24 protein-coding genes and 1 pseudogene are annotated in these 21,998 nt (G+C 69.7%); 5 read left to right on the top strand and 20 right to left on the bottom strand.

The features are described 5' to 3' along the window. Nucleotides 1-15 precede the first annotated feature (15 nt). Complete coding sequence (locus GQ56_RS0119265) at nt 16-1,569, bottom strand: methyl-accepting chemotaxis protein (protein WP_031400170.1); 1,554 nt, start codon at nt 1,567-1,569, stop codon at nt 16-18. A 249-nt stretch (nt 1,570-1,818) separates the two neighbouring features. Here GQ56_RS0119265 and panE point away from each other — a divergent pair, with 249 nt between their 5' ends. Then, on the top strand, nt 1,819-2,766 hold the full coding sequence (gene panE / locus GQ56_RS0119260) for a 2-dehydropantoate 2-reductase (protein ID WP_031400169.1): 948 nt from the start codon (nt 1,819-1,821) through the stop codon (nt 2,764-2,766). A 104-nt stretch (nt 2,767-2,870) separates the two neighbouring features. On the opposite strand, the gene GQ56_RS45895 is transcribed toward panE, so the two are convergent. From GQ56_RS45895 to GQ56_RS0119220, 8 genes are all read right to left on the bottom strand, one after another. Further along, nucleotides 2,871-3,170, bottom strand: a complete 300-nt coding sequence (locus tag GQ56_RS45895) for a hypothetical protein (RefSeq protein WP_152601786.1) — start codon at nt 3,168-3,170, stop codon at nt 2,871-2,873. 36 nt (nt 3,171-3,206) lie between these two features. Then, entirely contained in the window at nt 3,207-3,791 is a 585-nt protein-coding gene (locus tag GQ56_RS0119250) for a nucleotidyltransferase family protein (RefSeq protein WP_031400168.1), read from the bottom strand. 102 nt (nt 3,792-3,893) lie between these two features. Next, nucleotides 3,894-4,532 (bottom strand): M15 family metallopeptidase, encoded by a 639-nt coding sequence (locus tag GQ56_RS0119245; RefSeq protein WP_052007272.1) that lies wholly within the window; start codon nt 4,530-4,532, stop codon nt 3,894-3,896. A gap of 187 nt (nt 4,533-4,719) precedes the next feature. Further along, nucleotides 4,720-5,115: a type II toxin-antitoxin system VapC family toxin gene (locus GQ56_RS0119240; RefSeq protein WP_031400166.1), complete on the bottom strand. Its 396-nt coding sequence runs from the start codon at nt 5,113-5,115 to the stop codon at nt 4,720-4,722. Beyond that, nucleotides 5,112-5,351, bottom strand: coding sequence for a type II toxin-antitoxin system Phd/YefM family antitoxin (locus GQ56_RS0119235; protein WP_010089452.1), 240 nt, complete (start codon nt 5,349-5,351; stop codon nt 5,112-5,114). Before GQ56_RS0119235 ends, GQ56_RS0119240 begins: the two co-directional genes overlap by 4 nt. A 106-nt stretch (nt 5,352-5,457) precedes the next feature. Further along, a complete protein-coding gene (locus GQ56_RS0119230; RefSeq protein WP_031400165.1) occupies nt 5,458-6,141 on the bottom strand; it encodes a Fe2+-dependent dioxygenase in 684 nt (227 codons plus the stop codon). Continuing rightward, entirely contained in the window at nt 6,138-6,893 is a 756-nt protein-coding gene (locus GQ56_RS0119225) for a tetratricopeptide repeat protein (RefSeq protein WP_031400164.1), read from the bottom strand. The genes GQ56_RS0119230 and GQ56_RS0119225 overlap by 4 nt, the downstream gene beginning before the upstream one ends. Nucleotides 6,894-6,896: 3 nt before the next feature. Next, the gene (locus GQ56_RS0119220; RefSeq protein WP_031400163.1) at nt 6,897-9,137 is read right to left on the bottom strand and encodes a TonB-dependent receptor; all 2,241 of its coding nucleotides are present in this window, start codon (nt 9,135-9,137) and stop codon (nt 6,897-6,899) included. Nucleotides 9,138-9,499: 362 nt separating this feature from the next. Between GQ56_RS0119220 and GQ56_RS44405 the strand changes: the two genes are divergently transcribed. Beyond that, nucleotides 9,500-9,841 (top strand): hypothetical protein, encoded by a 342-nt coding sequence (locus GQ56_RS44405; RefSeq protein ID WP_235212713.1) that lies wholly within the window; start codon nt 9,500-9,502, stop codon nt 9,839-9,841. A gap of 211 nt (nt 9,842-10,052) precedes the next feature. Here the strand turns inward: GQ56_RS44405 and GQ56_RS0119210 are convergent, their stop codons facing one another. Continuing rightward, nucleotides 10,053-11,348 (bottom strand): aspartate carbamoyltransferase, encoded by a 1,296-nt coding sequence (locus GQ56_RS0119210; RefSeq protein WP_031400161.1) that lies wholly within the window; start codon nt 11,346-11,348, stop codon nt 10,053-10,055. Nucleotides 11,349-11,580: 232 nt separating this feature from the next. On the opposite strand from GQ56_RS0119210, the gene GQ56_RS0119205 reads away from it, so the two are divergent. Continuing rightward, nucleotides 11,581-11,715, top strand: coding sequence for an entericidin A/B family lipoprotein (locus GQ56_RS0119205; protein ID WP_009688930.1), 135 nt, complete (start codon nt 11,581-11,583; stop codon nt 11,713-11,715). 85 nt (nt 11,716-11,800) lie between these two features. Here GQ56_RS0119205 and GQ56_RS0119200 read toward each other — a convergent pair whose 3' ends face one another. The 3 genes from GQ56_RS0119200 to GQ56_RS0119185 all read right to left on the bottom strand — a co-directional run bounded on the left by GQ56_RS0119200 (nt 11,801) and on the right by GQ56_RS0119185 (nt 14,500). Continuing rightward, the gene (locus GQ56_RS0119200; RefSeq protein ID WP_031400160.1) at nt 11,801-12,373 is read right to left on the bottom strand and encodes a hypothetical protein; all 573 of its coding nucleotides are present in this window, start codon (nt 12,371-12,373) and stop codon (nt 11,801-11,803) included. A gap of 191 nt (nt 12,374-12,564) precedes the next feature. Continuing rightward, a complete protein-coding gene (locus tag GQ56_RS0119195; RefSeq protein ID WP_031400159.1) occupies nt 12,565-13,515 on the bottom strand; it encodes a DMT family transporter in 951 nt (316 codons plus the stop codon). Between the two features lie 190 nt (nt 13,516-13,705). Next, complete coding sequence (locus GQ56_RS0119185; protein WP_031400157.1) at nt 13,706-14,500, bottom strand: AraC family transcriptional regulator; 795 nt, start codon at nt 14,498-14,500, stop codon at nt 13,706-13,708. 170 nt (nt 14,501-14,670) lie between these two features. Here GQ56_RS0119185 and GQ56_RS0119180 point away from each other — a divergent pair, with 170 nt between their 5' ends. Both GQ56_RS0119180 and GQ56_RS0119175 read left to right on the top strand, forming a co-directional pair. Next, nucleotides 14,671-15,504: a molybdenum cofactor biosynthesis F family protein gene (locus tag GQ56_RS0119180; RefSeq protein ID WP_031400156.1), complete on the top strand. Its 834-nt coding sequence runs from the start codon at nt 14,671-14,673 to the stop codon at nt 15,502-15,504. Further along, nucleotides 15,501-16,307, top strand: a complete 807-nt coding sequence (locus tag GQ56_RS0119175) for an SDR family oxidoreductase (protein ID WP_031400155.1) — start codon at nt 15,501-15,503, stop codon at nt 16,305-16,307. Before GQ56_RS0119180 ends, GQ56_RS0119175 begins: the two co-directional genes overlap by 4 nt. A 269-nt stretch (nt 16,308-16,576) precedes the next feature. Here the strand turns inward: GQ56_RS0119175 and GQ56_RS0119170 are convergent, their stop codons facing one another. From GQ56_RS0119170 to GQ56_RS39400, 7 genes and pseudogenes are all read right to left on the bottom strand, one after another. Next, nucleotides 16,577-17,059, bottom strand: coding sequence for a cupin domain-containing protein (locus GQ56_RS0119170; RefSeq protein ID WP_031400154.1), 483 nt, complete (start codon nt 17,057-17,059; stop codon nt 16,577-16,579). A 77-nt stretch (nt 17,060-17,136) separates the two neighbouring features. Next, complete coding sequence (locus GQ56_RS0119165) at nt 17,137-17,829, bottom strand: dihydrodipicolinate reductase (RefSeq protein ID WP_031400153.1); 693 nt, start codon at nt 17,827-17,829, stop codon at nt 17,137-17,139. A 266-nt stretch (nt 17,830-18,095) separates the two neighbouring features. Next, nucleotides 18,096-18,863 carry a DUF4410 domain-containing protein gene (locus GQ56_RS0119160; protein ID WP_031400152.1) on the bottom strand — a complete coding sequence of 256 codons (768 nt, stop codon included), beginning with the start codon at nt 18,861-18,863 and terminating at the stop codon, nt 18,096-18,098. 229 nt (nt 18,864-19,092) lie between these two features. Then, nucleotides 19,093-20,439: an ATP-binding protein gene (locus GQ56_RS0119155; RefSeq protein WP_031400151.1), complete on the bottom strand. Its 1,347-nt coding sequence runs from the start codon at nt 20,437-20,439 to the stop codon at nt 19,093-19,095. Beyond that, nucleotides 20,439-21,152 (bottom strand): response regulator, encoded by a 714-nt coding sequence (locus GQ56_RS0119150; protein ID WP_031400150.1) that lies wholly within the window; start codon nt 21,150-21,152, stop codon nt 20,439-20,441. Before GQ56_RS0119150 ends, GQ56_RS0119155 begins: the two co-directional genes overlap by 1 nt. A gap of 41 nt (nt 21,153-21,193) precedes the next feature. Further along, a complete protein-coding gene (locus tag GQ56_RS0119145; protein WP_407638594.1) occupies nt 21,194-21,502 on the bottom strand; it encodes an EF-hand domain-containing protein in 309 nt (102 codons plus the stop codon). A gap of 83 nt (nt 21,503-21,585) precedes the next feature. Next, nucleotides 21,586-21,998, bottom strand: a pseudogene (locus tag GQ56_RS39400) (hypothetical protein); the annotation flags it as partial.

Below are 21,998 nucleotides of genomic sequence, written 5' to 3'. Positions count from 1 at the left end.
GCCGCGCGGGTGCGGTCAGGCCGGCAGCGCGAACCGCGTGACCGCGTCGCGCAGCGCTTCGGCCTGATCGCGCAGCGAATGCGCGGCGGCCGCGGCCTCTTCGACGAGCGCCGCGTTCTGCTGCGTGACCTGGTCCATCTCGCCCACCGCGCGATTGACCTGCTCGATTCCCGCGCTTTGCTCGCGCGACGCATGGCTGATCTCGTCGAGGATCTCGTTCACGCGCCGCACCGACTGCACGATCTCGGCCATCGTCTCGCCCGCGCGCGTGACGAGCGTCGCGCCGTGTCCGACCGTTTCGTTCGACGATTCGATCAGCGACTTGATCTCCTTCGCGGCCGTCGCCGAGCGCTGCGCGAGCGAGCGGACCTCGGCCGCGACCACCGCGAAGCCGCGGCCCTGTTCGCCCGCGCGCGCCGCCTCGACGGCGGCGTTCAGCGCGAGGATGTTGGTCTGGAACGCGATCCCGTCGATCACGCCGATGATGTCGCCGATCTTGTGCGAGCGGTCGGTGATTTCGTGCATCGTGCGCACGACGTCGTCGACCACCGCGCTGCCGCGCGTCGCGACCTGGGCGGCCTGGTCGGCGAGCGAGGCGGCCTGCGCCGCGCTGTCCGCGTTCTGCTTCACGTTCGCCGTCATCTGGTCCATGCTCGATGCGGTCTGCACGAGCGCGGCCGCCTGTTGCTCGGTGCGCTGCGACAGGTCCGTGTTGCCGGACGCGATCTCGCTCGCGCCGACGTTGATGTTCTCGGTGCCCGTCCGCACCCGCGACACCATGTCGATCAGCCCGCCCTGCATCGTGTGCAGCGCATGCAGCAGGCTGCCGTGATCGTCGTGCTTCACGGTCATGCGCGCGGTCAGGTCGCCCTGCGCGATGCGCTGCGCGGCGTCGAGCGCGGTCTCGAGCTCGCCGCCGAGGTTCGCGCGCACGCTTTTCAGCACCAGCACCATCACGGCGGTCGCGATCCCGCCGAGCACGGTCGTCATCGCGAGCCAGCGGCCGACGCTCGCGAGCACCGCCGAGTGCACGTCGTCCATGTACATGCCCGTCACGATGTACCAGTCCCACGGCGCGAAGCGCTGCACGGCGCTGGTTTTCTCCTGCGGCTTGTCGGCGCCCGGCTTCGGCCACAGATACTCGACGAAACCCTTGCCGCCTTGCTCGTTGCCGGCCTTCACGATCTCGACGAACAGGTGCTTGCCGTTCGGATCGGTGAAATTCGACACGTCCTTGCCGTTGAGTTCGCTCTTGATCGGATGCATCACGATCACGGGCTTCGAATCGTTGATGGAGATGTAGCCGTCGGCGCCGTGGCGCATCGCGGCGATCGCCTCGAGCGCCTTCTGCTTCGCATCGGCCTCCGGCAGCGCGTTCTGCTGCGACAGCTTGTAGTAGTGGTCGGTCACGCTTGCGGCCTGCGCGACCAGCGATGCGAGCTGGTCGCGGCGGTCCGAGATCATCGAGGTGCGGGTTTGCCATGCGCCGAGCCCGGCGATCACGAGCAGGCCGAGCCACAGGATGACGATCATCGAGGCGAGTTTCTGATTCAGGGAAAGGTTGCGCATGGTGTGTGGTCGGTCAGTCGAGGGATGCTCGCCGGGGCGGCGTGACGGGATAAGTGTCTTGACGGCGCGAAAGTTATCCCGCCGTAGGCGGGTTATCCCTAGGAACCGGTCCCTCGCAATGCCTTCGACGCCGACGCGGGTATCTATGCATATGCATAAAAAGGGTCGCTATACTGTCGCGTCGAATGTGCGCGCGCCGGATGCCGTGGGCGGCGGCGCGCCGCCGAATGAAACCGAAAGGAGGCAGCGATGCGGATTCTGGTGGTAGGGGCCGGTGCGGTTGGCGGGTACTTCGGCGGCCGGCTGGCCGCGGCGGGGCGCGACGTGACGTTTCTGGTGCGAGACGGCCGCGCGGCCGCGCTGGCGCGCGACGGGCTGCTGATCCGCAGCCCGCACGGCGACCTGACGCTCGCGAACGTGCAGACGGTGCGCGCCGGCGATGCGGGCGCCGGGGTGGCGCCGTTCGACCTCGTGCTGCTGAGCTGCAAGGCGTACAGCCTCGACGACGCGATTGCGTCGTTCGCGCCGTTCGTCGGGCCGCAGACGCTGATCCTGCCGATGCTCAACGGGATGCGCCATCTCGACGTGCTGCGCGAGCGGTTCGGCGCCACGCAGGTGCTGGGCGGGCTGTGCGTGATCGCGGCCACGCTCGATCGCGAGCAGCGCATCGTGCACCTGAACGACACGCACGGCGTGTCGTTCGGCGAGCTTGCGGGCGGCGAGTCGCCGCGCGTGCGCGCGGTGGCCGAGACGCTTGGCGGCGCGGGCTTCGACACGACGCTCAGCGACGACATCGCCGCGCGGATGTGGGAGAAGTGGGTGTTCCTCGCGACGCTCGCCGCGAGCACGTCGCTGTTCCGCGGCTCGGTCGGCGACATCCTCGCCGCGCCGGACGGCCGCCGCCTGCTCGAAACGATGCTCGGCGAATGCAGCGCGATTGCCGAACACAACGGCCACCGGCCCGACCCGACGGCGATCGAGCGGATGCAGCGGATGGTGCTGACGCCGTCGCCGCTGACCGCATCGATGCTGCGCGACGTCGAGAACCATGCGCGCGTCGAAGCCGATCACGTGATCGGCGACCTGCTCGCGCGCCGCGATCCGCAGGCGGCCGATGCGCTGTCGCTGCTGCGGATTGCGTACAACCACCTGAAGGCGTACGAAGCGCGTACGGCGCGCGAGCACGCGGCCGCTTGAGCGCCGGTGCGGCCGCCCGGGCGGCGTGCGTGGCGCCCGGGAGCGCGCCGGTGCCGTTGGCGGCCGAAGCGCGCGAAGGGTAGCGGAACCGGGTGAGCGTACCGCTAGACCGGGTCCTTGCTCGGCGGCCCGTCGGGCTGCTGCGGGTTGTCGTGATGATGGCCCGGCGACGGCGGCGATAGCGGATCGTTTTCCGGATCGCGGTTCGGGTCGGCCGGTGGCTCGGGCGTCGAGGGCGTGTGATCGGTCATGGGGCGCTCGCGGATTGCATGACGGCGGCGGCGCGGCAGGCGCGCCTCGTCTCCGTTATAGGCAATCGGGCATGCGTTTGCAGCCGGATTCTCGTGTTGGGCGCCGATCGTCGGTGAAATTCGCGGATTGATGCGGGCCAGGAGCCGCGGCATGCGATACGACGCCGGCCCGACCCGGCGCGCATGCGGTCAGCGCAAATCCGCCGGCGTATCGATGTCGCGCAGGATGCCGGGATCGTCCACGTCGAGCAGCCTGACCGGTGCGCCGGCGAACAGCGCACGGGCGCCCGTGTCGCCGTCGAGGGCGGCGAGCGCGTCGAAGTGGTGCGCGGCGAAGCCGACCGGATGGCCGCGCACGCCGCGATGGGCTGGCGCGATGATCGACGCGTCGGCGTCGTCGAGCGCGCGTGTGACGGCTTCATAGGTGGAGGCCGCGATCCACGGCATATCGCCGAGTGCGACGAGCCAGCCGTTTGCTTCGGGTGTCGCGCGCACGCCGGCCGCGAGACTCGCGCCCATGCCGCGCAGGGCGTCGGGCGCATAGACCACGTGACAGCCGGCGTCGTTCAGCAGCATCGCGAGTTTCTCGGCGCCGGGACGCACGACGGCGATCACGTTGGCCGTGGCGGCCGCGAGATGGCGGGCGGCCGCGACCGCAACCGGGGTGCCGTCGGGAAGCAACGCGAGCAGCTTGCTGTGCACGCCGCTCGGGTCGAAACGTTGGCCAAGGCCGCCGGCGAGCAGGACGCCGGTGGTGAGTGATGCGTAGGACATCGGCGCGGGGGGAGTGAGGCGATTGCCGGAATTGTGCGAGAGCGAGCGGGGATCGGCAAGTGCGGATGATACCGATGCGCGCCTGTCGGGCCGGCGTTGCGCCTATCGCGCACCTTCGTCGAGCATGCTTTCTTCCACCGCGCCGTAAATTGCGTGCGATTCATTCTGAATGACGGCCCAATATCGGTCGCCGAACGACCAGTGCCACCATTCCGACGGGTAATTCGTGAAACCGGCGCCCGTCAGCGCGGCGATCAGCATGTGACGATGGCGCGCGGCCTTCCGGCTGATGAATGCGTTGTGCGTGTAGCACGCGCCGGACGATTCCCGATCGGTGGCGTCGAGCACGCAGCCCATGTCGAGTTCGGCGCCGTCGGCCGACATCAACGTCAGGTCGACGGCCGCGCCGGTCGGGTGGCCCGCGACGTCGGGCGGCGCGACATAGTGGCTCGCCAGTTCGTACAGCGTATCGTCGGACGGCAGCGGGTGCAGCGTCGCGCGCAAATGCGCGAGATGGCCGGTGAAGTATTGGCGCTGAAGCGCGGGCGGGCGATAGCCTTCCTTGACGTACAGGCGCAGGCCCGAGGGCAGCGTGTGCGCGGCGGCGACCAGCCGTTCGGCGACGCCGCGCCGCACCTTCCGGAAATGCGGGCTCGCGTTTGCGGCGGCATCGGGCGTGAGGTCCACGGCGATGCGTTCGTCGAATGCGGCGAGATCGACGAACCCTTCATGCGACTCCATCACGGCGATTGACCGGACGGCTGGATCGGAGAGCGGTATCACGATGACGGGGACGCGTGGCAAGACGGCGGTGACGGGCCACGTGCCGATGCTGCCGCGAGGCGGGGTGGCCGTGGTCGTTTGGTCAGACGAATCGCCACTGTGCCACGGTGCGGCGGAGGACGCGTGGCGGCCGGAGCGGCGGCGCTTACCAGAGCGTCTTGACGTGCGCGTATGCGCGGATTTTCTCGTCTCGCGTGACGAGCGGCGCACCCAGCCGCCGCGCGGTGGCGACGATCATGCGGTCGGCCGGATCCTTGTGGAACGTGCCGGGCAGTGCGGTGGACTGCGTGGCGATGTCGGCGTCGACGGGCACGAAGCGCATGCCGTCGATTCGTGCGACGGTGGCGAGCCATGCGTCGACATCCATCGTCAGGGCGAGGCGCTCGTGCCGCACCAGCATCGCGATTTCCCACGCGGAGATCGCGGACGCGGCCAGTGCGCCTTCGCTCCGCGCGCGCTCGATCGCGCTTCGCGCCTTCTTGCTGAGCGAAGGGTCGCCCGCCACCCACCACACCAATGCATGCGTATCCAGCACGATCACCGCGACGCCTCCCAGTCATCTTCCGCAATCGGATCGAGAGGATTGTCGTAGCGCATGACCGAGCCGCGCAATATGTCCAACGGCTGAGCTTCGCGGGCGCGATAGGGGCGGATTTCGAGCGTCGGCTTGCCGTGATCGGTGACGATGAGGCTTTCGCCCGACGCCTCGACGAGCCGGAAGTATTCGAGTGCGCGAGCCTTGAATTCGGATTTCGAGACGGGAGCGTGCGGCATCATGATATGAGCATGGTCATTTGACGATGGTCATTTTAGGCACGGATTCCGACGTGGTGCAAGCGTCGGGAGGGATGGGTGACTGCGCGGTCAGTGTGGCCGCGATGCGCTACGCGTCCGCCCACTTCCTCAACAGGTTGTGATAAATCCCCGTCAGCGCAATGACCATCGGGTCCTTCGCGCCTTTCTCGGCGGAAAGCTGCTGAATCTGCGTATCGAGCTGAAACAGCAGCGTGCGGTCGGCATCGTCGCGCACCATGCTCTGGATCCAGAAGAACGACGCGACGCGTTCGCCGCGCGTGACGGGCGTCACGTGATGCAGGCTCGACGCCGGATAGAGCACGAGGTCGCCCGCCGGCAGCTTCGCGCGATGCATGCCGTACGTATCCTCGACACACAGTTCGCCGCCGTCGTACGCATCGGGTTCCTCGAGAAACAGCGTTGCCGACAGATCGCTGCGCACGCGGAAATCCGTGCCGCGCAGCAGCCGGATCGCGTTGTCGACGTGCGTGCCGAACGTCTCGCCGCCTTCGTAGCGGTTGAACAGCGGCGGAAACACCTTGAGCGGCAGCGCCGCCGAGAAGAACAGCGGATGGCGCGCGAGCGCGTCCTGGATCGCGTCGCCGACCGCGCGCGCGACGGGCGAGCCTTCCGGCAATTGCCGGTTGCGTTTCGCGAGCGCCGACTGCGCGCCGGACGTCGCATTGCCGTCGACCCATGCGGCCGCATCGAGTCGTTCGCGGCATTGCGCGACCTGCGCTTTCGTCAGTACGCCCGGGATATGAAGCATCATGATGCGGATTCCATGCCGTGCGGCTGCAGTTGCAGCGCCGCCGCACGCAATGCGTCGATCGGCGACGACGCGAGATACGCGTGCATCTTCGCGACGAACGCGGGGGTTGCGGTGGCCGGCACGCGTGCGAGCCAGGCCAGTGCTTCGTCGATGCGGCCGCGCTCGGCGAGCAGCCGCGCCAGGTTGAACTGGCCGCGGAAGTCGCCGGCAACGGCCGCGCGGCGATAGTGGTCGTACGCGGCGTCGCGGTCGACCGCCACGACCCAGCCGTCCTCGTAGAAGCCGCCGATCAGGTTGATCGATTTCGCATGGCCGAGCGCGGCCGCGCGGCGGAACCAGTCGAGCGCGTCCGGGCGGTTCTCGGCGACGCCGTTGCCGAGCGCGAGCGCCGTCGCATAGTTGTACATGCCCCAGTCGAGCCCGGCCTGCGCGGCGAGCCGGTACCAGTACACGGCGACCGGCGCGCACGCGGCCGTGCCCCAGCCGAACTCGTAGCAGCGGCCGAGCATGTTCATCGCCATCGGGTGGCCGGCCCGCGCCGCGTGCCGGAACCAGTTGAACGCGGCGGCCGGATCGCGCGCGACGCCGCGGCCGTCGAGCAGGTACTGCCCGTAGACGGCCTGCGCCTCGACGATGCCGTTGTCGGCGGCCGCCGCGACCCACGCGGCGGCGCGCTCGGGCGGCCCGGCCAGGATGTCGGCGAATTCGCGCGGCGATACCTGCGCGAGCGCCTTCAGCGACACGGCCTCCATCGATCAGTAGCGCGCGTTCAGCGTGACGAACGCCGAGCGGCCCGGTGCGATCGACGCGTAGTGCGCCGGATACGCCTGGTCGAAGTAGGTGCGGTTGAACAGGTTGTTCACGTTCAGCTGCAGGTCGAGCTTCTTGTTGATCCGGTACTGCGCCATTGCATCGAAGCGCCAGTAGGACGGCACCGCGTGCTGGTTCGCGGTGTCGCCGAACACCTGCGACATGTAGAACGCGCCGCCGCCGACGGTGAACTTCGGCGTCACGTCGTAGTTCGACCACATCGTGAAGCTGTGCTTCGGCGTGTTCGGGAACTGCTTGCCGTTGTTCGCGACGTCCTTGCCGTTGTCGCGCAGTTCGCTCTTCATGTACGTGTAGCCGCCGAACACTTGCCACTGCTTCGTGAGCTGGCCCGCGACGCCGAGCTCGAGACCCTGCACGCGCTTGTTGCCGACCATCGCGTACTGGTTGTTCGGCAGGGTCACGCGCGCGTTCGTCGTGTCGATCTGGAACAGCGCGGCGGTGAGCGACAGCTTGTCGTTCAACACGTTCCACTTCGTGCCGACCTCGATGCTGCGGTTTTTCTCGGGCGACAACTGATCGGCGTTCGAGCCGACGCCGCCGCGGCCCGGCGTGAGCGATTGCGTTTCGCTGCCTTCGCCGAGCAGCATGCCGGCCGGCGTCGACGACGTCGCGTACGACGCGTAGATGCTGCCGTTCTGCGCGGGCTTGAACACGAGGCCGGCCTGCCAGTTCACGAGCGTGTCGTCGCGCGTGGTGGTCTTGCCGCCGTTGGCCCGGGTGTCGGTGAAGCGGGTCGAGTAGTCGTCGACGCGTACGCCGCCGTTGACCTGCCAGCGCGGCGTGAGCTCGATCGTGTCGAAGCCGTAGATCGACTTCGTCACGGTGCGGGCATGCGAGTAATCGTTGTTGCGCTTGACCGAGCCGGCCCACGGGTCGCTGGGGTTCGGCGACCACAGGCTCGTGCAGTTGTAGCCCGACGCCGCGCCGATACCGTTCTGGCAGATCTTGCCGTTGCCCGCGGCGACGTTGTACGTGTCGCGTTTGCCCCATTCGCGCGACAGCTCGATGCCGGTCGTGAAATTGTGCTTGAGCGGGCCGGTGCGGAATTCGCCGAACAGCTCGGTCTGGTTCGCGATGCTGTTGATCGCGCTGTTGCGGGTGTTCGCGCGCCGCCAGACCTTGCCGTTGACCACGTTGCCCTGGCTGTCGTCGGGCTGCGTCCAGATGTAGTCCTGGGTGGATTCCGTGTAGCGCGTGGTGTTGCGGACCGTCAGCGACGGCGTGATGTCGTGCTCGATCCGGAGTGTGCTGATGTCCGACGTCGTCTTGCGGAAGTCGCGGTCGATCAGGCCGTAGAAGTTGTGACGGTCGACGGGCGCCGGGCCGTCGGTGGCGACGCCCTTCGGGAGATTGAAGCCGTAAAGGTACGGAATGCCGCCGTCAGGCAGGTCGTCCGTCGACAGGTGGTAGTAGCTCGCGGTCACGCGCGTCGGCGTGCCGAGGCCGAACGCGATCGACGGCGCGACGCCCCAGCGCTCGTTGTTGACCGCATCGCGGCCGGCCACGTCGTTGTTGTGGCTCATCAGGTTCAGGCGGAACGCGGCGTGTTCGGCGAACTGCCAGTTGCCGTCGGCCGTGAAGCGGCGATAGCGGTCGGTGCCGAGGCCCGCGCTCGCGGCGGCCGTGGTGCCGAGGTGCGGCGCCTTCGTGATCAGGTTGATGCTGCCGCCGGCGCCGCCGCGGCCGCCGAACGCGCCGTCGGAGCCCTTGGTGATCTCGACGCGCTCGGTGTTGAAGATTTCGCGCGTCGTGGCGCCCGTGTCGCGCATGCCGTCGATGAACATGCTGCCCTGCGTGTCGTAGCCGCGGATGAACGGGCGATCGCCGAGCGGGTTGCCGCCTTCGCCGGCGCCGAACGTGATGCCGGGCACGGTGCGCAGCGCCTCGGTCAGCGTCGACGCGCCGCTGTTCCGGATCAGTTCCTGCGGGATCACGGTGACGGATTTCGGGGTGTCGACGAGCGGCGCCGTGAATTTCGCGGAAGCGGAAAAGTCGGCCTTGTAGCTGTGCTCGCCCTTGCCCTGGACCTCGATCGGCGCGAGATGGCCTTCGGTGCCGGCCGGTGCCGGAGGCGGCGCGCCGTCGGCGAACGCGGGGCTCGCGGCGAGCACGCTGCACAGGGTGGTGAGTTTGCCGAGCTTCAGCTCGTCGGAACGGGACTTCATGTTGTGCTTCAACCTCGTGGTGTGGCCCCGGGGCGGTGTGTTGCCGAAATGTGCACGGCGCCGGGAATTATTACGATTTGTTTTCAGGCGGCATTCTATGTAATTTCAAGTTAAATGAGAAGCGTTCTTGTTTATATTTGTAAGGAAATTGTCGACGAAGGTGGTGGGCGGGGCGGAAGGGGGAGCTAAATGGCCGGAGGCGACGCGCATTTCCGGCCGGCGAGCGTGACGTGTTCGGGCGGGCTATCCTGCCGGTCGGTTGGCTTTGGCCGGGAACCCTCGGCGGAGGCCGGGCGAGAGGCCGGAGACGTCGATTTCGACGTCCGGCGCGACAGGATGCCCGCCGATTCGACGCACTTCGAATGACCCGTGCCGACACGAACGTCATTGCCGAACCGCTGCGGCGCGAGCCGAGGGCGGCCGTGATCGAGTGGCCCGGTGCGTCGAACGTCGAAACGTCAAACATTGTTTCTGTCCACGACCGGTTCCGCGGAAACATGATCGGGCGTGGCGGTATCGCCTGGCGGATGTCGGCGAGAGCGGCTGCGGCGGGGTGTCGAGCGGCGTGTCGTGCGGTGCAGCCGATTCGATGGCGGATGCCGTCGACGGCGCTGCGGGAAATGCGTATCCGCGCTTTCGTGCGCGGGTCCAAGCCGCGGGCTTCGACGGTCTTATCGTCGGCGCGGCCGACGCGAACGGCCTGAGCGCCGCCGAACGACGGCGCGCGATTCGATGCGAGGGGGCGTCACGCGCCCGATCCGTGGCCGCGATGGCGCCCGGTTGCGACGCGCGTCGGTCACGCTGAAATTGAAAAACGCGCCGTGCAAGGCGGCGCGTTGCGTGTGTTTCGTGTCGGGCAGGTTCGCCCGCCCGGGCCGACACGATGGCGGGCGGGCGCGGGCGATTCGATGCGGCTCAATCGACGCCGTGAAACACCGCATCCTCCGGCCCGAGGTACGCCGGCGGGCGCCACGTCGCGTCGCGCATCGAATGCTGGACGAGGTTCTCGACGCCGAGCAGCACCGCGAAGATCGCCATGCGCACCGGGATGCCGTTGTCGGTCTGCCGGAAGATCGCGAGGCGCGGGTCGCGGTTCAGGTCGACCGACAGGTCGTTCGCGCCGGGGCGGCTGTCGCGCGGCAGCGGGTGCATGATCAGCGTGTCGGGCTTGCAGACCGAGTCGACCAGCGCCTGGTTGATCTGGAAATCCGGCGTGTAGCCTTCGAACGATTCGTCGGTGAAGCGCTCCTTCTGGATCCGCGTCGCGTAGACGACGTCCGCGCCGCGCAGCCCGGCCGCGAGGTCGGTCGTCTGTTCGACCACGTGGCCGTTCGTCGCGATCTGGTCGACGATGTAGGCCGGCATTTCGAGTGTCGGCGGCGACACGAGCGTGAACTTGAGCCCGCGGTACAGCGCGAGCAGCTTGACGAGCGAGTGCACGGTGCGGCCGTACTTGAGATCGCCGACCAGCGCGATGTGCGCGCCGTCGACGATCTTGCCGAGCCGCGAGAACTCGCGCTGGATCGTATAGAGATCGAGGAGCGCCTGGCTCGGGTGCTCGCCGGGGCCGTCGCCGCCGTTGATCACGGGCAGGTTGGTCGCGCGCGCGAACTCGGCCACCGAGCCTTTCTCCGGGTGGCGGATCACGAGCGCGTCGACGTAGCCGGCCATCACGCGGCTCGTGTCGTAGATCGATTCCCCCTTGGCCATCGACGAGAACGTGAAGCCCGTCGTGTCGCACACCGAGCCGCCGAGCCGGCAGAAGGCCGCGCCGAACGACACGCGGGTGCGCGTGCTGGCCTCGAAGAACAGGTTGCCGAGCACCGCGCCCTCCAGCACGCGCGAAATCTTGTGGCGCCGCGCGATCGGCTGCATTACGTCGGCCACGCGGAACAGCGCCTCGACCGATTCCCGCGAGAACTGGTCGACCGACAGCAGTTGCGGCTTCCCTTCGAACAGGAACTGCTTCGCGAGCCCCTGATTGTCTACGCTTTGCGTATAGATACCGCCATCCGGTTCCGAGCGCTCGACGATTTCCGATACGAAGCGCTCGACGATCTCGGGCATCCCGCGCGATTCCTGCGAATCGTCGGGCAGCAGCCACGTATCCAGTGCTCGGCGGCTGACGCCGATGCGATTGGCGAACGCTTCGCGGGTCATGTTGAGGCGGCGCATGGCGTCGCGCAGGAAGGCTTGCTGGGGAACGGTCATTGGCGGCTCCTGACAGAAAATATACGCGATGCGTATATTAGTTCGTGCCGCACTGAAGTCAAGGAAAATCTGCGCGAGCGCGCCATGCGGTGTCGCTGACACTCGGCGGCTGCGTACTGGCGCGCGGCGTTCGTCTCCGTATAATCAGGTCAGGCCCCGTGCCCTGCATCGCACGGGCGCCACGCCGCAAACGCTTCGCCCGTCGGGCTTGTCGATTCGAAGGAGAGTGAGAATGACGCGTACGATTGCTGCAATGCTGCTGGTGGTGACCGCCGCACTCGCCGGTTGCAATACGGTCGCCGGCATGGGGCAGGACATTTCGAAGGGTGGTCAGGCGATCAGCGATACGGCTGAAAAGGCCAAGTAAGCCTACCGGTTCCGGAATGCGAAAGACGCCGGGCCGTCCCGCGATCGCGGGGCGGCCCGGCGTCTTTTTTTGTCGGCCGGCGGCGCTACGCGTGTTCCACGAATGCGTAGCGGCCCGCCACCTTGCGCGGCGTGAACCAGCCGTAGTCGGGAAACATCCGGTTGCGCACGAACCAGACATAGCCCACCAGCAGGACCGTGACGACGAGGCTCGGCAGCGCGCTCGACGGATCGCGTCCGAGCGCGGCGACGGTCCTCGGCAGTTGCAGCAGCGCCAGCAGGATGAACGCGTGATAGGCGCCGACGCGATGGGTCGCGAAGCCCCAGATGAACAGCAGCGACAGCATCACGGTCAGCGTGAGCAACAGCACGGCGAGGCCGGCGCCGAGCGCGCCGGATACGCCGATGCCGTCGGCGGCCGTCGCATAGTCGTACGCGAGCATCAGGCTGTTCGCGAGCTGGACGATGCCGATCGCGACCAGGATCCGGACGTGCACCTTGTTCTTGCGGCAGCGTTCGGGATCGGGGCGCGACGCAATCAGGCCGGCGAGCACACGCTCCTTGAGCCCCTGCCCGGACAGGTCGGCCAGCACGTCGGCCTTCCTCGTTCCCGCCGACATCAGCACCGCGATTCTCGTTCTGGCTTCTTTCCTGTTCATTGCGTGGCGTATGGTCGTCCGATGGGCGTCGAAGGTCCCGGTCACGCGAATATTGCATCTCGCCGGGTGGCGTGCAACGGTTTTGCGGCGCGCGGACACATTCCTACAATGGCCGGCGCGGCCGCGGGATCGACGGGCCTCGCGGCGGGACGCCACGGCCGTCGTGGCAGCGATGGCGCGACGGGCGCGGGTCAGTCGGTAACGGTCGGCGCCGGGCGGGCCGGCGGTAGCGGCCGCGCGTCGTGTGCCGGGGCGGGCGGCCCGCGCCGCCGCGTCGCGCCGACCAGCATGCCCGCGACGACGAGCGCGATGCCGGCGACCCGCGTGCCGTTGAGCGTTTCACCGAACAGCGCGACGGCGAACAGGACGGCCGACACCGGCGCGACGGCCGTGAACAGCGCGGCCTCGGTGCCGCTCGTGCGCGCCGATCCCGCATACCAGCACAGGTAGCCGAGCACGGTCGGCACCAGCGCGTAGTAGACGATCGCCGACACGGCGCCGACGGTCCAGCCGGCTGCCACCGCACGCCATTCGAGCGCGGCCGGCACGATGGCGAGCACGAAGCCGAGGCCCGACATCGCGGTGGACAGCGCAAGCGGCGGCAACGGCGCGGCCAGCCGCCGGTTGAGCAGGATGAAGACGGCTTCGCACGCGACGGCGGCCAGCACCAGCGCGTCCCCGGCAAGCGTCCGGAGCGACGGCATCGCCTGGCCGGGCGCGAACGTGACGAACAGTACGCCGGCCGTGGCGAGCGCGGCGGCTGCCCAGTCGCGCGGCGTCTGCCGTTCGCGCAGCACGACGGCCGCGATCAGCGTCGACATCGCGGGCAGCGTGCCGAGCATCACGCCCGCGTCGAGCGGCGACGACAGCTTCGTGCCGCTGATCAGCAGCACCGTATAGCCGACGCCGCCTGCCGCCGCCTGGACGACGAGCAGCGCCGCGTCGCGTCCGGACAGGCGCGGCCAGCGCATGCGCTGCATCCGCATCAGCGCGAACAGCAGCGGTGTCGCGATCAGGAAACGCAGCGCCGTGGCCGTGAACGGCGGCAGGCCGCCGGCCGCGAGACGGCTCGCGATCACGGTGCTGCCGACGCCCGCCATCGCGGCGGCGAGATAGAGATAGCCGATCAGTCGTGTCTTCATGCGCCGCATCGTCGCGTACGGCGGCGGCGCGCGTCTTGAACGAAATTGCAGCGCGCGCGGGCGAGCGCGACAGGATGCGCGAGGGGCGGCATGCCGGCGCCGCGGGTATCGGCGGCCGCCGCTGCCGCCGAGATCCCGGCCGCGCGGGAAAGCTGGACGCCCGCCGGAATCGCGCGAAGCGGCGGCCGCGTCAAACGGCCTGCATGAACCGCCCCGGCGTGATCCCGAACTGGCGCGCGAATGCGCGCGTCAGGTGGCTCTGGTCGGCAAAGCCGGCTTCGGCCGCGGCATCGGCGATCGGCAGGCCGCCTGCGAGCAGCGCGCGCGCCAGCCGTGTGCGCGACTGGATCAGGTACGCGTGTGGCGTGATGCCGAGTTCGCGCGCAAATCCGCGCAGCAGCTGGAAGCGGCTCACGCCGCTCAGGCCGGCCAGCTCGGCGAGCGAAACGGGGGCGGCCGGCGCCGCGTCGAGCCGCTCGCGCGCGACGCGGATCGCCGGGGCGACGCCCGCCGGCGGCGGCGCGCGGTTCGCGTGTCGGGCGAGCAGCGCGGCGACGAGCATCACGAGCGCCTCGTCGCGGGCGAGCGGCAGGGCCTCCCCGGCGACGATCCGCGCATGCAGCCGGCCGACGGCGGCCGCGAGCCGCGCGTCGCGCACCGCCGGATGGGCAAGCTCGACGCCGCCGAGGCCTTCCTCCGCCGCGACGCCCGCGACCAGCGCGGGCGCGAGATACAGCATCCGCCAGCGCCGGCCCGTGCCGGCCTCGATCGGCGAGCCGTCGTGCATCTCGCCGGGGTTGACCATGATTGCGTCGCCGGCCAGCGCGTCGACCCGGCCGCGGCCACTCCAGGACCGGTGCGCGCCGCTGACGATCACGCCGACCCCGAATTCGTCATGCGCGTGGCGCGGAAACGCGCGGTCGGATTCGAGGCTGATCGCCTCGACGCCTTCGCCGGTCCGTCGGTAGTGGGTGACACGATGCATGTGCGCTCCTCGCGCCGGGCGCGGCGCGGATGACGTGCACTGTAGCGCGTTCCGGCGGCGCACGCCCTTCATCCTTTTGGCCGATACCGCGCGGCGCGCGCAGCCCGCACCATGTGCACATGAGCAGCGTACACGGCCCGTCGGGCCTGAAGCTGCGCGGGAGACGGCAGGTGGAACGACAGGATCCGGTATTCATTCAGGTGGGTGCGCTCGCGGACGGCTTCGCGCCGGAAGCGAACATCCTCACGTCCGTCGACGCGCTCGCCGGGCGCACGCTGGCGCTCGACGACGCATCGGGCGCGTGGCGCGTCTATACGTTCGGGCCGGGCGCGCTGCAGTGGCGCGATGCGGCGAGCGACGCGGGCGGCCGCGAGCCGTGCCGCGTGACGCGGCTGCGCGACGGGCTGTACTTCGTCGACTACATCGACACGGCGGCCCGTGCCACGTCGGTCAGCCTCGTGATCGACCTCGATCAAGGCACCTGGACGTCGGTCGTCGGCACGCTGCCGACCGAAGCCGACACGCGCATCGACGCGTTCACGCGCGTCGCGCGCGGGCTGCCGCTGACGGCCGTCGACGCGGCGTTCCGGCACGGCACGCTCGGCGGCCACGGGGGGCCGGGGCCGCTGCACGCGCCGACGCGCGAGCTGATCGGCAAACGCACGATGTACCGCTACAGCCCGACCGAGTGTTACGAACACATCTACCTGAACGAGAATTTCTACGCGTGGCAGTGCCTGCAAGGCGTCGAAGGCGGGCTGGCCGACGTCGACCGCTGCCATTACTTCAGGATTGCAGAGGAGCTGTATCTGTTCGTGTGGCGTGAAAAAGTCGTGCCGACGCTCGGGGTCGTGCTGATCGACCTCGCACAGCGCAAGACCGACGGCAAGATCTTCGGCTATCAGGGCGGCGATTTCGGCACGCTGTCGAACTTCCCGATCGGCGCCCACGCTCAGGTACTGAACCAGACCGTGCACCCGCTCGGCGGCGAGGCGCAGCAATGAACACCGTGCTCGGCAGCGGCCGGCTGCGCGCGGATTTCACCGGGCGCGTCGTGCTCGTCACGGGGGCCGCACAGGGAATCGGCGCGGCGATCGCGCGCCGTTTCGCGGAGTCCGACGCGTGCGTCGCGCTTGCCGACCTGAACGGCGAGGCCGCCGCCGCGCAGGCCGATGCGCTCGTCAGCGCGGGCGGCGAGGCGCGCGCGTACCGGGTGGATGCCGCCAGTCGCGACGAGCTGGCCGCGCTGGTCGAGGCGGTCGAGCGCGACGGCGGCCGGCTCGATGTCGTCGTCCACAATGCCGCGTATTTCCCGCTCACGCCGTTTGCGCAGATCGACGCGCCGACGCTCGAGCGGACGCTGTCGGTCAACCTGTCGGCGCTGTTCTGGCTCGCGCAGGCCGCATTGCCGGCTTTCGAGCGTGCGGGGGCCGGGCGGCTGCTCGTCACGTCGTCGGTGACGGGGCCGCGTGTCGCCTATCCGGGGCTCGCGCATTACGCGGCGTCGAAGGCCGGCGTGAACGGCTTCATTCGCGCGGCGGCGCTGGAGCTCGCGCGCCGCAACGTGACCGTCAACGGCGTCGAGCCGGGGATGATCCGCACGCCGGCGGCCGGCAATCTCGGCGACGCGTCGGTCGCGGCGCAGATCGCCCGCGACATTCCGCTCGCGCGGATGGGCGAGCCGGAGGACATCGCGAACGCGATGCTGTTCCTCGCGTCGGCCGATGCCGCCTACATCACGGGTCAGACGATCGTCGTCGATGGCGGCGCGACGTTGCCGGAGAGCGGGGTGGTACTGGGTGCGTAGATGAACACGGTGGCCGGCGCGCAGCAGGACGGCAGCGCGCATGCACGGAACCGGCCCGCCGTGTGCCGCGCGTTGCTCGACGCCGCCTGCACGGCGTCGCCGGGCGCGCTGCGTACGAAGACAACGGCCGGCATCGGTTGGCCCGTGGCCGTTTGCCGTCCGCCGCTTCAGCGGACGCGGCGTTCGCACGCCGGCCTCCCAAGAATGCCGGCCATTGGCACACCGGTTCGATCCGGAGGGCCCGCCGACGATGGGCACTCGCGTACGCGTCAGTCCGGCATGCCGTCGTGATCCCCGAGCGGCCGGTCGGGCCAGTCCACCCAGCGGTCCGCGCGGGTGAGCTCGTACGCCTCGTTGAGCGGGTAGCGAATGCGGTTGTCGTCGCGCGGGCGTTCGCCGATCACCATCAGCCTGACTTCGTCCTGCGTGTTGTTGATGAAGGTGTGACAGATGCCGGTGCCGGCCGGAAACGCGACCGATTCCCCTTCGGCAACCGGGTGCAGCACGCCGTCGATCCACACGTCGGGCTTGCCTTCCAGCACGTACACAAACTCCTGCTCGGTGCTTTCCGCATGCGGATAGGACGTGCGCCGGCCCGGAAGCAGCCGCACGTGATGAATGCCGATGCGCGTGATGCCGAGCGCGGCGGAAAGCGGCGCGTCCAGCGCCATGGGCTCGGTGTCGCCGCGATAGCAATGCGCTTCCGGCTCTTCGAGTTCGGTCCAGTGCCTGATGAAGTCGGGGCGGGTCATCGGTTGCGCTCCTGTTTGGGGGGATGTCGAGCGTGGCGGTTCGGGGCCGGCGCCGGTCGTGACCGGTATCGCCGCGGCTACAGCCAGCCGTTCCGGATGAACTCGACGACCGAATAGCGGCGGTGCTCGAGTTCGTGCCGGCGGACGGCGTCGACGATGCGCGACACGCCGTCCGCGTAGGGCGTCGCACCGACCACGCGCGATTCGAACTGCAGGCTGCAGGCGCCGTCGTCGATACGGATCCGGTGAATCGCGTGGCGGCCGAGCTGGGCGTCGGCGACGGCGAATTCGCTGCGCTGCACGCCCGGGTCGCGCACGGAGCGGATGGCGTCCGGCCGTATGCCGAGCGACCGGCCGATGTCGACGGCCGTGCCGGGGACGGATGTCTTGCCGGCCTGATGCGATTCCGTCAGGCTGATCTCGCAGTCGCGAAACAGGTGGCCGCTCGTTTCCAGCATGCTCATGAACTTGAGCATCAGGATGTTCGTGTTCGGACAGAGCACCACCGGGAAATCGTACGATCCGGCTTCGAGGTCGGAACCGGTCGACAGCTCGACGAGCGGCGACGCGCTGGCCTCGCAGAACGCGATCGCGGCGGGGAGTTCGCGGCCGGAGCCGGCATGCACGACGATCGATCGGGCGTCGCCGGATTGCGCATCGTGTTGCGTGCTGTCCGACCACGGCATCACGCGGCACGTTGCCGGATCGAGCCGGTGCGCGTCGAGCAGTTCGCGCGCCAGCTTGCCGGTTCCTACGACGAGTACTTGCATGGAATTGACGGGTTGAGGTTCGGGATTCGGGGCGGGGAGGCCCGGGCTGACGTTGCGCGACGCGCAACTGCCGGGCGGCCCGGCGCGGCCGCGGCGCACCGTGCGCCGGACCGGTCTCGCGCATTATGCCCGGCCGGCCGCTGGCGCGTGTAGCGGGCCGCGCCGGCGGAGTCGATCGCGTCCGTCGCGTCGATAGCGCCGGCTGCGTCGATCGAGTCAGTCGCGTCAGTCGCGTCAGTCGCGTCAGTCGCGTCAGTCGCGTCGCGTCAGCTCGCCGACACCGTCGGCAGCCACGCGTTCGCCGTGTTCTGCGCGGCGAGCTGCTTCGCGATCGAGCGCGCGAGGCGGTCCGTCACCGACGCCACCGAATCGCGCTTCGCTTCCGATGCGCCGTGCAGGCCGGCGCCGACCGCCGCGGACGTCGCGAGGCGGCCGGCCACCGCGCCGACGCCGGCGGTTTCCACCATGCCGGGCAGGTGGCCGCTGTCCGCGCTGACGGCGAACGTGCCGAGCGCCTGCGGCGCCCCTTGGGCCGGCCGGAACAGCACGGTAACCGACGCGCCCACTTCGCTCTTGCCCGCGCCGAGCCCGATCAGGATGCGGCGGCGGCGGTTGCCGGCGTCGATCGTTTCGAACCGGCCCTCGATCACCAGCGCGTCGCGGCCGTCGGGTGCCGGGCCGCGCAGCGCGGGAATGCCTTGCGACCGGAGTTCGCGCACGAGCGCATCGGCAAGTTGCTCGCGGGTCTTCAGTGCGCTCTGCTGGCGCTGCGCGTCGGCGGACGAGCCGCTTGCGAGGGTCGCAAGCTTGTTGATCATGCCGCCGTCGACCTTGACATCGGTCGCGTCCACGTCGAACGGGGACACATAGACGACGTCCGCCCGAACCGGCGGTTGCGTGCGGGCCGCCGGCGCGGCGGAGGGGGCCGTGGTCGCGGTCGACGCGCAGCCGGTCAGAGCGAGCGCGCCGGCGATCAGCGCGGCGCTGGTCAGACGTTTGGCGTGGACAGCAAGGGTGTGAAGGGAAGTGAACATGTCGATCTCGGGTACCTGGATGAAGTTGCCGATACTGTCGCGGCATTCAGGAACGCGAACGATCGGAAGCGGGGCGTGATCGCTGGCGGGGAAGCGGTTTCATGCCGTTGCGCAACACGCAGGCGCAAGTATGCGGAGGTCGGGCGCGGCGCGCCACGCAAGAGTTATGTCGGCGCATGTCACGCGCCGATGTGTGCCGGTGTGTGCCGATGTGTGCCGGTGTGCGCCGTTACGCCGGCCGCGACGCGCGGGCCGCCGCGGCCGCATCGAGCGGCAGCGCGACGACGGCTTCCAGCCCGCCGCCGTCGCGGTCGTGGAACGTCAGCGAACCGCCGTGCAGGCGGGCGATCCGCTCGACGATCGCGAGACCGAGGCCGGTGCCGCCGGCGTGCCCCCGCGCGTTCGCGCCCCGGCTGAACGGCGCCTTGAGCCGTTCGAGTTCGGCCGCGCCGATGCCGCTGCCCCGATCGCCGACCGCCGCATACGCGATGCCGTGCTCGGTCCAGGTGCGCACGCCGAGGCCCGTTCGCCCATAGACGACCGCGTTCTGCATCAGGTTCATCAGCAGCCGCATCAGGCTGACCGGGCGGAACGCGAACGCGGGTACGTCGCCCTCGTCGAATTCGAAGTCGTGGCCGAGCCCCGCGAAATCCGCGACGAGCTGGCCGATCAGCGTATTCAGGTCGCCGGTTTGCGGCGTTTCGCGCTCGCCGCTGCCCGCATAGTCCATGAATTGCTGCAGGATCGTATCGATCTGGTCGAGGTAGTGTTCGGCCGATGCGGTGAGCGTGTCGTGCGTGCCGCGCGGCAGCGCCATGGCGATCGCGAGGCGCAGCTTGGTGAGCGGCGTGCGGATGTCGTGCGACACGCCGGCCAGCATCAGCGAGCGGGTCGCTTCCGCCTGTTGCAGCGCGTCGGCCATCCGGTTGAACGCGCGGCTCACGTCGGCGATTTCGGTCGGGCCGTCGGTGGGCAGCGGCGGCGGGCGCTCGCCCGCGCTGACGCGCTGCGCCGCGCGTGCCAGCGCGTCGAGCGGCCGGTTCAGGTGGAGCTGGATCAGGTAGCCGGTCAGCGCCGCGAGCAGCGCGAGCGCGGCCGACAGCACGAGGGCCGTCGTGATGCCGCTCGCCTGCGCGTCGGCGGCCATCGGCAGCGGCACCCAGACCGGCGAGCCGGCCGCATGCAGGCGGATCCACAGGCGTTCGTCGTCGCCCGACTGCCAGCGCGCCGGGAGGTCGGGCGGCAGGTGGCGTTCGAGCGCCTGCATGAACACGTCGCGCTGCCAGGTGCGGAAGAAGGCCGGCAGGCTCGGTGCGGACGGCGGTGCGACGGACGGCGCCGCCGCCTGGCCGCCGAACTGCGCGACCGCCGCGCGACTTTCGTCGGGCGGCATGCCGGCAAGCGTGCGGTCGAGCAATTGCACGTAGTCGGAAAAGATGATCGAGGCCCGCTCGATGCGCGGGCGCTGCACGTAGTGCAGCAGCACGAAGAGCGAGCAGGCGAGCGACAGCGCGACGAGCGCCACCAGCAGCGCGATGTTGCGCGCGAGCAGCGAGCGCGGCAGCGGGATGCGCATCATGGCTCGATGCCGGCCACCAGCATGTAGCCGATGCCCCAGACCGTCTTGATGAAGCGCGGCTTGCCGGGATCGTCCTCGACGATCTGGCGCAGCCGCAGGATCTGCACGTCGACGCTGCGGTCGAGCGCGGCATGGTCGCGGCCGCGCGCGCGGGCGAGCAGGTTCTCGCGGCTGACCGCGCGGTTCGGCGACGAGCCGAGCGCGTGCAATAGCAGCATCTGCGCCGAATGAATCTCGACGGGCGTGCCGTCGCGCATCAGCGTCTGCAGGCCGACGTCGAACGTGAACGCGCCGAAGCGCAGCCGCTGCGACGTGACCGTCGGCTCGCCGGCGGCCATCTTCTGCCGCCGCAGCAGCGCGCGGACGCGGGCCACGAGTTCGTCGGGGAGGAACGGCTTCGCGAGGTAGTCGTCGGCGCCCGTCTCGAGGCCGACGACCTTGTCCGCCGCGTCGCCTTTCGCGGTGAGCATCAGGATCGGCAGCGTCTGGCCTTCGGCGCGCAGGCGCCGGCACACGCTGAGGCCGTCCTCGGGCTCCATCATCAGGTCGAGCACCAGCAGGTCGTACGGTTCGCGCTGCAGCAGGCGGTCGAGGCGCTTGCCGTCGGCGACCGCGCGGACCTGGAAGCCGTGGCCGGTCAGGAAGCGTTGCAGCATGTTGCGCAGCTCGGCTTCGTCGTCGAGCACGACGATCCTGCAGGACTGTTCCATCGCGGTCTCCCGTGCGTGCGCGGCCGGACCTGCGTCCGGGTTCAACGGGCCGCCATGCGCTGGCGCATGAAACCGGCGATCTGCGCGAGCGTGACGTAGCCGTTGCGCTGCGTGTCGATCTCGTCGAAATGCTGCGCCACCATCGGCATGCCGGCGGCGGCCTGCTCGCGGGTGAGCCTGCCGTCGTGCGTCGTGTTCGCGTTGGCGAAGCGGGCCTGCAACTGCATCAGCGCATGTTCGGCGCGTGCGCCGCCGCTCGCCGCCGCGCCCGGCGGCACCTGCTGGGCCGACGCTGCTGCTGAGACGATACACAAAACGACGGCGGCAATCATCTTCTTGATGGACTTCATGGGGTTTCTCCTTGCGTGGCCGACGGTCTGCGCCGGCCGGGTGGTTGATGAAACGGATGGAACGTGAAACGGGGAAGCGCGGGTCACGCCCAGTGCGCGGGCACCCAGACGCGGCCGGCCCAGTGGCCGGGCACCCAGACGACGGCGCGCGGCGGGTGGGCGACATACACGGCGCGCGGGGCGACGTACACGGCGCGCGGCAGCGGCGGGGCGAGGTACAGCACTTTCGGCGGCGGCGGTGCGACGTAGACGACACGCGGCGCGGGCGCGACCACGACCGTCTTCGGCGGCGCGACATGCACGACCTTCGGCGGCGGCGTGACCACGACGGCGGGCGGCGTGGGCGGCGGGGGGGCGACCACGATGGCGGCCGGGGCAGGCGGCGGCGCCGCGACCACGACCGCGGCGGGGGGCGGCGGGGGCGTTTCAACCACGGGGGGCCGCGGGGGGGGGGGGGGGGGGGGGGGGGGCCCGGACCGGGCCCCCCGCCCCCCCA

Origin of the sequence: Burkholderia paludis, assembly GCF_000732615.1 — a bacterium.
GTDB lineage: Bacteria > Pseudomonadota > Gammaproteobacteria > Burkholderiales > Burkholderiaceae > Burkholderia > Burkholderia paludis.
The sequence above is the reverse complement of the archived record's forward strand: the minus strand, read 5'-3'. Positions and strand labels throughout refer to the sequence as shown.